Raw genomic sequence first — 12,261 nt, forward strand, 5'->3', positions numbered from 1 at the left:
AAGCGAGTCGGCGGGGACGCTACTTCTCCCGCCAGCTCGACAGCCTAACTTGAACAAGCACCTGGCTGCGCTTCAAGCAGCCGCCCGCCCGTGCTTACCGGTCACCTCGAACTGCCCCACCAGCTTCTGCAGTTTGTTGGCATTGACCTTCACGGTTTCCGCACTGCTCTGCAGCACCACCACCGTCTGACGCATTTCTGCCGAGCACTGGTCGACTTTCTCGATGGTCTTGCCACACGCCAGGCTGCGTGCATTGAGCTGCTGGATAATGGTGAACATGCCTTCCACCGCCTGGTGCAACTGGACGTTCTCCGACGAGGCATCTTCAGCCAGACGCAAGCTGTCATCCACGTCCTTGACGCCCTCCTCCATCAAACTGACCGCCTTTTGAGTCTCATACTGCAAGCCTTCGATCTGCTGGCGAATATCCTCCGCTGCTCGCGAGGTGCGCGCCGCCAGGCCACGCACTTCATCGGCCACCACGGCGAAACCGCGCCCATGCTCACCGGCACGCGCCGCCTCAATGGCTGCATTGAGCGCCAGCAGGTTGGTCTGGCTGGTGATTTCGCTGATCAACCCGGTGATGTTGCCGATCTGAGTCATGCGATTGTCGAGCAACTGCACGCTCGACGACGAGCGCTGCACCACGTCGCGAATCGACTGGGTGCCCTGCTGTACGGAGGCGAACTGCTCACGGGCGCGGCTGACCACTTCATCCATGGCCTGTTTCATCTGCTCGGCACTGGCAGAGGCTTGCTGGATTTCGCCTAATTGGTCTTCGACGATGAGCATCATCTGGTGCACGGCTTCGGCCACCTCGCCGGAAGTCAGCCCGGCTTGCTGGCTACGCCCAAGCATCATCTGGTTGGTCGAACCGACATTGCGACTGGCCTTCACCACCTGGCCCACCACCGAGTCGAGCCGGTCGATGAAACTGTTGATCCAGCGCCCCATGTCACCGGTTTCATCATTGGCCATGGCGGTAATATCCAGCCGCTGGCGCAAGTTGCCTTCACCCTCGGCGATGGCTCTCAACACCTCGGTCATGCCGCTCAACCGTGCGGCCAGACGCTTTGGCCCCAGGGTGCGGAAAAGCGCAGCGGCGCACAAAAGGCTGGCCAGCATGACCACGTCCTGCATGCCCTGCGACAGCCCGGCGTAGTGCTGGACCAACACATTGCAGCCAAACAACCCGGCCATGGTGGCGATGTAGGGTTTCATCAACCCATGGGTGAGAGAGCGTCGGCGGTAGACCTCCTCCAGGTCGGCTTCGCACATCATGCCCCAACGATCCGGTGAGCCTGGCAACTGGAAGGTAATGCCTTTGCCCACCACCGGAATATGGCGGTAATCCGAGTACCCTGGGTACGTCACGAAGAGGTTGGAGCCGCAGCGGATGGTTTCGCGCACACCGGGGTGCAGTTGCTGGGTCGCAGGGTCGGTAAAGCGCAGTTCCAGCTCGGTGTGGCGCTCGATGCGCACCGTGGACCAGGGCGTGTGCACGCCGCTCTTGAGGTTCTCGCCATGGGTGAAGGTGCCGTCCTCGAAACGCGAACGGGACAGCGCCGTACCTGGCTCTATGCTCGGGTCGAAACACGACTGCGCCATGAACAGGTAGTTGTCGCCCGACTCGGTGAAAATGTGCCCGGCTTCACGCTGGATAAGATCACCCAGCACATCGTTGGGCACACGACCGCAGAGGCAGCCAAGGGTTTTGCCGGCCACTATCAGCGGCTGGTAGAACATCAATGTCACGGCATCATGGAAGCGGGACGACGAGGGGCCGATCTGCAACGTCAGCGGATCGCTGTAGGGCCCATGCAGGAAAGCGCCCTTCAAACCCTGCGCCAGGGCGTCCGTGCGCTCCAGCTGCGAGCTACCGCGCTGCGCCCAGGTCGATGCGATGACGGAACCGTGGCGATCGACAACGAACAGTTCGGAAAAGTCTTCGGCCTGACCGAGCTTGTCGACCAACGCTGCCCGGTCGAGCTGGGCAAGATCGCCGTCCACCCGCTCGGCCAGTTCCGCCAGGTGATCCCACTGCTCGCGCGCCCAACTCTGCAACAAACGCACACGGGTTTGGGCGATGGCTTCGAAGGTCTGCTCGATCACTGGGTAGCTCGTCCTGTTGAGCCGGCAGGCCCAACCCATGGAGAGCTTTCCGGTCTTGCCGAACCAAGGTAACCAGCGTTTTTCGCTAGCGGACAACGCCATGGAATTGCTTGCAAGCGACATTTATATCCCCATCCGCGACATGATAGTGGCGAAGCGACAGCAATTAGCGCGCCAACTCGTGAGCTTGCTAACTGATTTGCTCCAACGAACCACCGAGGGGCCATTGCAGCGACAACGCCGCGGGCTGAAGGGTTTGCTGCGCACACCGGCGCGCATCGAATCGGTGCAGTGACGTTCGCGCGCACCAAGGCGGAGCGCATGGCGTGGCCTGCTGAGATCATCGTCCTTCAGGTAAGATCGCGGGCGGCCGTCCAAACTCGACAAGGGGAATCCTCGACGTGACGCAATCCGATGCGCATAACGCTCAACACCCCGCCCGGCAAGTGAGCCTCTGGCAAGCCCTGGCCTTCTGGCTGAAGTTGGGCTTAATCAGTTTTGGTGGCCCAGCGGGACAGATTTCGATCATGCACCAGGAACTGGTGGAGCGCCGTCGCTGGATTTCCGAACGCCGTTTCCTGCACGCCCTGAACTACTGCATGCTGCTGCCCGGCCCGGAGGCGCAACAATTGGCCACCTACCTGGGTTGGCTGATGCACCGTAGTTGGGGCGGCGTAATTGCCGGGGTGCTGTTCGTCCTTCCCTCGCTGTTCATCCTGATTGGACTGTCCTGGGTCTATATCGCCTTCGGTGAAGTGCCCATCGTGGCCGGGGTGTTCTACGGGATAAAACCCGCCGTCACCGCCATCGTCGTCCAGGCCGCTCACCGCATTGGCTCGCGCACGTTGAAAAACAGCTGGCTTTGGGCGATCGCGGCGGCCTCGTTCGTCGCCATTTTCGCCTTCAACCTCCCCTTCCCGCTGATCGTGCTCGGTGCGGCAATCGTCGGTTACTTCGGCGGGCGACTGGCACCACAGCGATTCAGCCACGCTGGCGGCCACGGCAAAGCCAGCGCATCAGCCGGCCCCGCGCTGATCGACGACGACACCCCGCCCCCTGAGCATGCTCGGTTTCGCTGGTCACGCCTGGCCATGCTGATCGCCCTCGGCGCAGCCCTGTGGGGGCTACCCATGGCTGTGCTCAGCGCGCTGTTCGGGTGGCAAGGTTCCCTGACGCAGATGGGCTGGTTCTTCACCAAGGCTGCCCTGCTGACTTTTGGTGGGGCCTATGCGGTTTTACCCTATGTGTACCAAGGTGCGGTGAGCCACTACGGTTGGCTGACCCCAACGCAGATGATCGATGGCCTTGCCCTGGGTGAGACCACGCCAGGACCACTGATCATGGTGGTCGCCTTCGTCGGCTTCGTGGGAGGCTACGTGCAGCCGATGTTTGGCGCCAATCAGGCCTTTCTGGCCGGTGCGGTGGCGGCTTGCCTGGTGACATGGTTCACTTTCCTGCCGTCGTTCCTGTTCATACTTGCCGGCGGCCCGTTGGTGGAATCGACCCATAACGAACTGAAATTCACGGCACCGCTGACGGCAATCACCGCGGCCGTCGTCGGCGTGATCCTCAATCTGGCGCTGTTCTTCGGCTACCACGTGCTCTGGCCGCAAGGGTTGGCAGGGGCCTTGGACTGGCCATCGGCTTTGATTGCCGTGGCCGCGGCGGTGGCCCTGTTCCGCTTCAAGCGGGGCGTGATTCAGGTGCTGATGGCCTGTGCGCTTGCCGGGTTGGCGGTGCACTTGGTGCGAGGTTGAAAGGACTGTGCAGATTCTGCGCGCCACTTGCCCTGTTGCATCCTGACAGGGCAAATGGCAATTGCGGTACTGACTGGCCTTAGCGAGGACCGCCGCCAGGCCCGCCACCCATGCCGAATCCGCCAGGGCCACCATGCCCACCGCCATGCCCACCGCCGCCGCCCGGGGGCATGAACATCCAGCAGCCCGAAAGCGTGGAAACGAGGGCGGCTACGAGAGCTGCGCGGACAATTTGATTGAACTTCATCAAAACGCTCCAAAAGGCAAAGACGCTGCCACCAGGGGTACAGGGGGCAGCGCCGCGATTCTAGAGGGCGCAAAGATGGGCCGGTAGCTGGCCACTACGACCTTTTCAATACCTTTACAGTGCCGTCACGCCAGACGTGGTGTGAACCGCCATGCCACGCTCGGCACGCAGCTCAATATCTCCAGAAAACTGGAGCTACAAGTACCAATACAGTCAGGATTTCCAACCTGCCCAGAAGCATTCCAACGGTCAGTAACCATTTGGCGGCATCCGGTAGCGACGAGAAGTTGCCTGCCGGTCCAATGATGGTGCCCAGTCCTGGCCCGACGTTACATACCGCCGTAGCGGCACCGCTCAACGCCGTTGTCCAATCAAGGCCAATGAGCGACAAGCCCAGCGCGATGACGGCAATCGTGATGGTGAAGAAAAACGAAAAGGTCAAAAGTGAGCGCACGATCTCTTCGTCGATAGGATGGCCATTGTACTTTTTCTGAATCACGGCTCGAGGATGAATCAACTGCTTCAAGTTGCTGAGCAGCAGAGCCGCTGCAACCTGAAACCGGAAGATCTTGAGACCGCCTGCCGTTGAACCGGAGCAGCCACCGACGAACGTCAAATAAAAGAACAGCAAGACTGCGAAGCTTCCCCATAAGGTGTAGTCGCCAACCGCAACGCCGGTGGTCGTCACGACCGAGGTCACATTCACTGCCACGATACGAAATGCATCCCACCATCTGTAGTCGCTGTGAAAATACAGCCAGGTACCCACAGCCAGCGACGTAACCAACAAGAAACCAAGGAATCCGCGCACCTGGTGATCCTTGAGCAGCGCGCGCCGATTGCCCCGCAATGTCGTGACGTACAAAGTGAATGGCAGGCTGCCCAGAATCATGATGACGACCGCCACCCAATGGATCGCTGGTTGCACCCAGTGGCCAAGGGAGGCGTCCGAAGTTGAAAATCCTCCAGTGGAGATTAGCGACATCGCATGGTTGACCGCCTCAAATGGCGTCATTCCAGCGAGCCAGAGCGCCAACGCGCCGATGCTCGTCAGCCCGAGATAGAGCAACAGAATATATTTGGCGGCCACATGGGAGCGTGGCGTCACTTTATCCGACCAGTCCGAGGACTCTGTCTGGAACAGACGCATGCCACCCACTCGCAACATGGGAAGGACCGCCACCGCCATGCCGATGAATCCGATGCCACCCAACCAATGCAGCATGGAGCGCCAGATCAGCAAGCCGGGCGACGAACTATCCAGGCCCGTGAGGACCGTCGAACCAGTGGTCGTGATGCCGGACATCGTCTCAAAGAATGCGTCGGTGTAGCTAATATCGCTGATGAACACCATTGGTAGCGCTGCGAAAGTACATACCACTACCCAGCTTCCGGTAGTCAGCAGGTACATGTCCCTGGGGCGAAGATGAGCAGTGTCTGGGCGCCCCCGTATGATCAAAAGAAGACCACAAATGAGGGTAACCAAACTCGACCTGAGGAAAGCCGAGAGATCGTCGCTACGCTCATAGACCACCAGTGTGATCATCGGAATGGCCATGCTTACGGCCAGTGTGACCAGAAAAATACCCAAGATGAAGCCGATAAGCCGAATTGCTGCCAGGGACATCACAGGAGAGCTCCGAATTAGCACTGCGCAGTATCGGATGCGCCCATTCAAATTCGAGTAAATTCTGCGTAAAACTTTTATGGGCAATTCGTCAGGCGGCGTAACGGGTTAAGATCATACGGGCCAAGCGACTCGCCGCTCATAAAGCGAACAGTCATCGCCTTCGCTGACTGGATGGGCCCTTTAGCTGCACGCAGCCACCGCATCGATCTCCACAAGCATTCCATCCAATGCCAGCCGAGGCACCGGAATCAGAGTGCAGACCGGATGCCCTTCCCGCCAGACCCGGTTCGCTTCCGTCACCCAATCGTGTAGGCGATGCTCATCATGATCGACAATCAACAAGGTCAACTTGAACACCTGTTTCAAGCTCGATCCTTGTGATCGAAGCGCAGTGTCCAGGTTAGCCAGCGCCTGCCTGGCCTGGTCGGAAAACGCCGCAGGCAGACGCCCTTCGACGTCCTCACCACCTTGCCCGGCGATGAACAACAGCCTGGCGCCAGGGGCCACTGATGCGACGTGGGAATAGCCGTTGTTGCTCGGATCATACAGGCCAGGCGGATTGGACAGCTCGAACGCGGGGCGAGATTTTACGGACATGAGACGACTCCAGGTGAAAGAGAACGGGAGTCTGCAACCTCAAGTGAACTCGAGGTCAAGGGTGCTCTGGCGATTTATAAGCCGGCCACTTGATGGCATATAGCCATCTGTCGATAATCCTGCTTTCCACATCTCACGCAAGGACCCGCCGTGAAGAAGTTTTACCTGACCCTCCCGCTGTGCGCTGTGTTTTTGCAGGGCTGCGGTGTGACCATGGCCCGTTATGAGCCAAATTATCAAAACGTCCAACAGCTCAAGCAAAATGCCCCACTGCAGCCTGTGCAACAGGCCCAGGTGAAAGCCGACGCCGGACAAGGGTCGTTGATGGTACGCCTGAACCCGATATCCTCCCCCGAAGGGAGCGTCCCCCTGCATGTCCAAGCCGCGATCAATGACGAACTCCGCCATGCCGGACTGCTTGATCCTCGCGCGGATCGGCAACTGCAGATTCAATTGATCAAGAGTCAACTCAACTCCGGTGTAGCCAACGGCCATGGTGAGCTCGCTGCTCGATTCACCGTGCGCAAAGGTAATGACGTACTGTACGAAACCACCAAACAGGTGGAGCATGACTGGAATAGCAGCTTCTTCGGACCGATCGCCATCCCCGCCGCGGCGAACAATTACAATCCTATGCTCAAAGACTTGCTCAAGCACCTGTATAGCGACCCGCAGTTCATCCAGGCATTGAAGTGATCAACGAAAGAGAGCCGCCATCGCGGCTCTTTTTCCATGGGTTCAGCTGCGCGGGGTATATGCCTGGACAGCGGAGTATTTAGTGCGGTTGCTGTCGAGCCAATTCTTCAGCAGTCCATTGACCTGCCGGTTGAAGGTGTCGGTGACCGCGGCTTTCGGCGTGTTACCCACCAGCGGAAGGAACCAGATTCCCATCCAGGTATTGACCGCATCATGGTTGGTACTCTTGCCCAGAGACTGGCCTCGGTCATCCAGGGTTTCCAGGCTCATGGTGTACTGATCCGTTGCCAGTGCCGGGATGAGGGTGAACGTGAAACCACTGATGAAAGCGAGCACCATCTGCCCACCGCCGGGCGCGTGGTTATAGACCTTCAGTCGAAGGTTGTAGTCGCCAGGCTGCTTCTCGAATTCATCGAAGGTCACCCGGCCAAAGAGGCCTGACTCGTTGAAAACACGCTTGAGCTCGGGTTTGAGCATATCGCGAGCTTGTGGCACCTCATTGGCGTTGGCGGTGTCCGGGTCTCCCTGGAAAAAGTCGAAGTCCACGTAGACGTTCGGCTTGTTCGAGTAGCTCGCCATCGAAGGCAAATCCACCGGAGCCACTTCGTCCTTGGTGAAGCTGGCGCATCCCCCCAGGGCTACTGCCAAGGCGAGGCCAAGGGATTTCACAAATCGCATATCAACTTCCTTGCGTGATCATTACGTGTGCTTCACATGAAGGCGATGCGGATTCTAGAGAAATCCGGTCGATTTCAAAAGGCCATCACTTGTTTGCTCTCCTCCATGCTCCAGCACAAGCGGCTGAACATCCCAACGTGATGGTCCCGGGGATCGGGTTGCTCGGTGGTTGACATTAGAGACAATCAGTCTAAATTAAAACGCATGAACAGCGCCCAACCTATCCCTCGAAGGGGCCGCCCCCCCAAAGTCGCACGTGAGCATGGCGAAACGCTGGAGCTTCTGCTGCGTTGTGGCATGGAAATCCTCACCGAACAGGGTTTTGCGGCTACCGGCATCGACACCGTGCTCAAACGCGTGCAGGTGCCCAAAGGCTCGTTCTATCACTACTTCGACAGCAAAGAAGCATTCGGCCAGGCGGTGCTGCAGCGCTATGCCGACTACTTCGCTCGAAAACTCGATCGCTGTTTCAGCGACCTGAGCGTGTCACCGCTGCGAAGACTTTCCAACTTCGTCGAAGAAGCGAAGGTCGGGATGGCCAAGTACCAGTTCAGAAGGGGCTGCCTGGTAGGTAACCTTGGCCAGGAGGTATTGGTACTGCCCGACAGCTTCCGTGAACAACTGGAACGGACCCTGCAGGACTGGGAGCAACGCTTGTCTGCCTGCCTGGAGGAAGCGGTCAAGCTGGGCGAAGTGTCTTGCGAGCATGACTGCAAAGCCCTCGCGGCCTATTTCTGGGTTGGCTGGGAGGGTGCCGTGCTTCGGGCACGACTGACGCAGCATGTCCGCCCCCTGGAGATTTTTTTCCAAGGTTTTCTGACGGGAATCACTCGGTGATTTCGATCGAACCATTTAAAGACAACCGGTCTAAACGAGGATAAGCAATGTTCAAAGCCATTGTCATCGAGAAGCGGGAAGACACGTATTCGGCCCGACTCGCCGAGCTGCAGGATGATCAGCTACCCACCGGGAACGTGACGGTGAACGTGGCCTACAGCACCTTGAACTACAAGGACGCACTCGCAATCACCGGCAAGGGGCCAGTCGTTCGGCAGTTTCCGATGGTGCCGGGCATCGACCTCGCGGGCACTGTCGAAGCGAGTGACGATCCGCGGTACCAGCCGGGCGATCGCGTATTGCTCAATGGTTGGGGGGTGGGTGAAAGCCATTGGGGCGGACTTGCACAAAAGGCGAGAGTGAACGGTGACTGGCTGATTCCTCTCCCTGATCGCCTGAACGAACGCCAAGCGATGGCCGTCGGTACCGCTGGATACACCGCCATGCTGTGCCTGATGGCCCTTGAGCGCCATGGGTTGACACCCGCACATGGGCCGGTGCTGGTCACAGGCGCCACAGGCGGCGTCGGTAGCTTCGCCATCAGCCTTCTGGCGGGTGCCGGGTATAACGTCACTGCCGCAACCGGCAAAGCTAGCGAGGACGCCTATCTGAAAAGCCTGGGGGCAACCACCATCATTGACCGGACCGAGCTTTCAGCTCCGGGGCGTCCATTGGCAAAAGAAAAATGGGCAGCCGTGATCGATTCGGTCGGCAGCCATACGCTGGCCAATGCGTGCGCAAGCACAATGTCTGAAGGATTGGTGGCTGCATGCGGATTGGCTCAGGGGATGGATTTCCCGGCAACCGTCGCACCGTTCATTCTCCGAGGGGTAAGCCTGCTTGGTATCAACAGCGTCACTCAGCCATTTGAGCGACGCGTGGAGGCTTGGGAAAAGCTCTCCGATCAGTTGAACCTCGACGCACTGTCATTGATGAGCAAAGAAATCAGCCTGGAGAGCGCGATTGCCGCCGCCTCGGACCTGATGGACGGGAAGATTCGTGGCCGGTTGGTTGTGGACGTGAACGCCTAGGAGGGTCGCCTGATGCTTGGGCGAACGCCGCAACAATCGACCAAGGGCAACGAGTGAGACTGAGGCCTTGGCGAACGCTAGCAAGCTACGCGGCCACACCGAGAAGCGGATCACGCCGGCTGTTTACTGGCGCGCCTGAGAGATCGTGATAACCACCCGATGAAATCCTTTTCACTGCAGTGGTGCGGTACACCATCGAAACGCTGCGGGGAAATTGGCCGTTCCAGCGTCAGGTTTTCCGCCCTCCAAAAACGCAAAAAGCCCTGAATAATCAGGGCTTTGAATATGGCGGAAGCGTAGAGATTCGAACTCTAGGATAGTTGCCCATCGACGGTTTTCAAGACCGTTGCCTTAAACCACTCGGCCACGCTTCCAGCTCGTTTTGCGGCGGCCATAATACCGTAATGAAACACGCTGTCAAACTCTCTGTGTCGCGGGTTGCAGGAGCTCTGTTAGACTCGTTGCATCTGAATGTCTCATCACCACAGGTTCACCAAGGAGTGTCGCCATGCGCGAACAGGATTACGCCGTACACCACGGCCAGCAGGTCGAGCAGCAGGAGATCAGCAAGGTCCTGCGCAACACGTACAGCCTGCTGGCACTCACCCTCGCCTTCAGTGGCATCATGGCCTTCGTTGCCCAGCAGATGCGTGTCGGCTACCCGAACGTGTTCGTCGTGCTGATCGGCTTCTACGGCCTGTTCTTCCTCACCGCCAAGCTGCGTGACTCCGTCTGGGGCCTGGTTTCCACGTTCGCCCTCACCGGCTTCATGGGCTTCATCCTCGGCCCTATCCTCAACCGCTACCTGGGCATGAGCGGCGGCGCCGAAGTGGTCAGCTCGGCCTTCGCGATGACCGCACTGGTATTCGGCGGCCTGTCGGCCTACGTGCTGATCACCCGCAAGGACATGAGCTTCCTCAGCGGCTTCATCACCGCTGGTTTCTTCGTCCTGCTGGGTGCCGTTGTGGCCAGCTTCTTCTTCCAGATCAGCGGCCTGCAACTGGCGATCAGCGCCGGCTTCGTCCTGTTCTCGTCGGTCTGCATCCTGTTCCAGACCAGCGCCATCATCCATGGCGGCGAGCGCAACTACATCATGGCGACCATCAGCCTGTACGTGTCGATCTACAACCTGTTCGTCAGCCTGCTTCAGCTGTTCGGCATCATGGGCCGCGACGACTGATCAGTCACGCCCGCACTTGAAAAGCCCGCTTCGGCGGGCTTTTTCATGCCTGTTCGCCCCAGACGGGCGATCACTGTAGAATGCGCTCCTTTTTTCTTCCGGGACAGCTTTAGCAATGAGCTCACACGAACACAGCCCAGGCGCACCGGCGCCTGCCAATGAACTGGTGCTTGGTCTTGAGGACAAGCCACGGCTGTTGATCGGCCTGCTGGCAGCACTGCAGCACTTGCTGGCGATCATCGTTCCCATCGTCACCCCCGGCCTGCTGATCTGTCAGGCCCTGGGCGTCTCGCCACGGGACACCAACTTGATCGTGTCCATGTCGCTGGTGATTTCCGGCATCGCCACCTTCGTCCAGTGCAAGCGCTTCGGGCCGTTCGGCGCGGGCTTGCTGATCGTGCAGGGCACCAGCTTCAACTTCGTCGGCCCGCTGATTGCCGGGGGTGCACTGATGGTCAAGCAAGGCACGCCGGTCGAAAGCGTGATGGCGGCAATCTTCGGCGTGGTGATCGCGGGCTCATTCGTCGAGATGGGCGTGTCGCGTATCCTGCCGTTCATCAAGCGCCTGATCACCCCGCTGGTGACCGGTATCGTGGTGCTGATGATCGGCCTCACCTTGATCAAGGTCGGCCTGATCAGCATGGGGGGTGGCTTCACCGCCATGGCCAACGGCACCTTTGCCAACGGCGAGAACCTGCTGCTGTCGGGCGTGGTGCTGGCGATCATTGTGATCCTCAACCGTATTCCACTGGTGTGGATGCGCAGCTGCGCCATCGTTATCGCCTTGGCCGTGGGCTATGCATTGGCCGGCTACCTTGGTCGCCTGGACTTCACCGGCATGCATGAAGCCGCGCTGTTCCAGGTGCCGACGCCACTGCACTTCGGCCTGAGCTTCTCCTGGGCGCTGTTCATCCCGATGCTGGTGATCTACCTGGTGACTTCACTGGAAGCCATCGGTGACGTCACCGCCACCAGCAAGGTCTCACGCCAGCCGGTCGAGGGCCCGCTGTGGATGCAACGGATCAAGGGCGGGGTGCTGGTCAACGGTGCCAACTCGCTGCTGGCGGGGCTGTTCAACACCTTCCCGAGCTCGATCTTCGCCCAGAACAACGGCGTGATTCAGCTGACCGGCATCGCCAGCCGCCACATCGGCATCTGGATCGCCCTGATGCTGGTCGTGCTGGGGTTGTTCCCAAGTGTCGCCGGGGTGATTCAAGCGGTACCGGAGCCAGTACTGGGCGGCGCCGCGATGGTCATGTTCGGTGCCGTGGCAGCCTCGGGTATCAATATCCTGGCCAGCACCCGACTGGATCGTCGCGCCCTGCTGATCATTGCCGTGTCGCTGGCGCTGGGCCTGGGCGTCGCCCAGGTGCCGGAATTCCTCGCGCACATGCCGGCAGCCTTGCGCAACGTGCTGGAGTCGGGCGTGGCCACTGGCGGCATCTGCGCACTGGTGCTGAACTGGTTCCTGCCCGAGAGCAAGGAACACGCCTGAT

The 12,261-nt window shown here is 59.5% G+C and carries 11 protein-coding genes and 1 tRNA gene; 7 read left to right on the plus strand and 5 right to left on the minus strand.

What is annotated here, in order from left to right:
- Window positions 1–72: 72 nt before the first annotated feature.
- Window positions 73–2,235: a methyl-accepting chemotaxis protein gene (locus P3R38_RS16310; protein WP_277686424.1), complete on the minus strand. Its 2,163-nt coding sequence runs from the start codon at window positions 2,233–2,235 to the stop codon at window positions 73–75.
- Here P3R38_RS16310 and P3R38_RS16315 point away from each other — a divergent pair.
- Both P3R38_RS16315 and chrA read left to right on the plus strand, forming a co-directional pair.
- Entirely contained in the window at window positions 2,150–2,407 is a 258-nt protein-coding gene (locus tag P3R38_RS16315) for a hypothetical protein (protein ID WP_277687237.1), read from the plus strand. The genes P3R38_RS16310 and P3R38_RS16315 overlap by 86 nt on opposite strands.
- 151 nt (window positions 2,408–2,558) lie before the next feature.
- Window positions 2,559–3,869 carry a chromate efflux transporter gene (chrA, locus tag P3R38_RS16320; protein ID WP_277687227.1) on the plus strand — a complete coding sequence of 437 codons (1,311 nt, stop codon included), beginning with the start codon at window positions 2,559–2,561 and terminating at the stop codon, window positions 3,867–3,869.
- A 419-nt stretch (window positions 3,870–4,288) separates the two neighbouring features.
- On the opposite strand, the gene P3R38_RS16325 is transcribed toward chrA, so the two are convergent.
- Complete coding sequence (locus tag P3R38_RS16325; protein ID WP_023381306.1) at window positions 4,289–5,743, minus strand: TrkH family potassium uptake protein; 1,455 nt, start codon at window positions 5,741–5,743, stop codon at window positions 4,289–4,291.
- A 183-nt stretch (window positions 5,744–5,926) separates the two neighbouring features.
- Window positions 5,927–6,343 (minus strand): RidA family protein, encoded by a 417-nt coding sequence (locus P3R38_RS16330; RefSeq protein WP_023381307.1) that lies wholly within the window; start codon window positions 6,341–6,343, stop codon window positions 5,927–5,929.
- Between the two features lie 150 nt (window positions 6,344–6,493).
- On the opposite strand from P3R38_RS16330, the gene P3R38_RS16335 reads away from it, so the two are divergent.
- A complete protein-coding gene (locus tag P3R38_RS16335) occupies window positions 6,494–7,039 on the plus strand; it encodes a hypothetical protein (RefSeq protein ID WP_023381308.1) in 546 nt (181 codons plus the stop codon).
- 42 nt (window positions 7,040–7,081) lie between these two features.
- Here the strand turns inward: P3R38_RS16335 and P3R38_RS16340 are convergent, their stop codons facing one another.
- The gene (locus tag P3R38_RS16340; protein ID WP_023381309.1) at window positions 7,082–7,717 is read right to left on the minus strand and encodes a hypothetical protein; all 636 of its coding nucleotides are present in this window, start codon (window positions 7,715–7,717) and stop codon (window positions 7,082–7,084) included.
- A gap of 297 nt (window positions 7,718–8,014) precedes the next feature.
- Here P3R38_RS16340 and P3R38_RS16345 point away from each other — a divergent pair, with 297 nt between their 5' ends.
- A complete protein-coding gene (locus P3R38_RS16345) occupies window positions 8,015–8,554 on the plus strand; it encodes a TetR/AcrR family transcriptional regulator (RefSeq protein ID WP_023381310.1) in 540 nt (179 codons plus the stop codon).
- A 47-nt stretch (window positions 8,555–8,601) separates the two neighbouring features.
- Window positions 8,602–9,585, plus strand: a complete 984-nt coding sequence (locus tag P3R38_RS16350) for an MDR family oxidoreductase (RefSeq protein WP_277686425.1) — start codon at window positions 8,602–8,604, stop codon at window positions 9,583–9,585.
- 286 nt (window positions 9,586–9,871) lie between these two features.
- On the opposite strand, the gene P3R38_RS16355 is transcribed toward P3R38_RS16350, so the two are convergent.
- Window positions 9,872–9,959, minus strand: a tRNA-Ser gene (locus tag P3R38_RS16355).
- A 134-nt stretch (window positions 9,960–10,093) separates the two neighbouring features.
- Here P3R38_RS16355 and P3R38_RS16360 point away from each other — a divergent pair.
- Together P3R38_RS16360 and P3R38_RS16365 are read left to right on the plus strand one after the other, a co-directional pair.
- Window positions 10,094–10,765: a Bax inhibitor-1/YccA family protein gene (locus P3R38_RS16360; protein ID WP_023381312.1), complete on the plus strand. Its 672-nt coding sequence runs from the start codon at window positions 10,094–10,096 to the stop codon at window positions 10,763–10,765.
- Between the two features lie 115 nt (window positions 10,766–10,880).
- Entirely contained in the window at window positions 10,881–12,260 is a 1,380-nt protein-coding gene (locus P3R38_RS16365; RefSeq protein WP_023381313.1) for a uracil-xanthine permease family protein, read from the plus strand.
- Window position 12,261 lies beyond the last annotated feature (1 nt).

It is taken from the genome of Pseudomonas sp. NyZ480, assembly GCF_029537255.1.
In the GTDB taxonomy this organism is placed as follows: domain Bacteria; phylum Pseudomonadota; class Gammaproteobacteria; order Pseudomonadales; family Pseudomonadaceae; genus Aquipseudomonas; species Aquipseudomonas taiwanensis.

Coding starts and splice junctions, on each gene's coding strand:
- P3R38_RS16360 (WP_023381312.1), top strand. CDS start 10,094: ATGCGCGAACAGGATTACGCCGTACACCACGGCCAGCAGGTCGAGCAG.
- P3R38_RS16315 (WP_277687237.1), top strand. CDS start 2,150: ATGGAGAGCTTTCCGGTCTTGCCGAACCAAGGTAACCAGCGTTTTTCG.
- P3R38_RS16365 (WP_023381313.1), top strand. CDS start 10,881: ATGAGCTCACACGAACACAGCCCAGGCGCACCGGCGCCTGCCAATGAA.
- P3R38_RS16350 (WP_277686425.1), top strand. CDS start 8,602: ATGTTCAAAGCCATTGTCATCGAGAAGCGGGAAGACACGTATTCGGCC.
- P3R38_RS16310 (WP_277686424.1), bottom strand. CDS start 2,235: ATGTCGCTTGCAAGCAATTCCATGGCGTTGTCCGCTAGCGAAAAACGC.
- P3R38_RS16325 (WP_023381306.1), bottom strand. CDS start 5,743: ATGTCCCTGGCAGCAATTCGGCTTATCGGCTTCATCTTGGGTATTTTT.
- P3R38_RS16330 (WP_023381307.1), bottom strand. CDS start 6,343: ATGTCCGTAAAATCTCGCCCCGCGTTCGAGCTGTCCAATCCGCCTGGC.
- P3R38_RS16340 (WP_023381309.1), bottom strand. CDS start 7,717: ATGCGATTTGTGAAATCCCTTGGCCTCGCCTTGGCAGTAGCCCTGGGG.
- P3R38_RS16345 (WP_023381310.1), top strand. CDS start 8,015: ATGGAAATCCTCACCGAACAGGGTTTTGCGGCTACCGGCATCGACACC.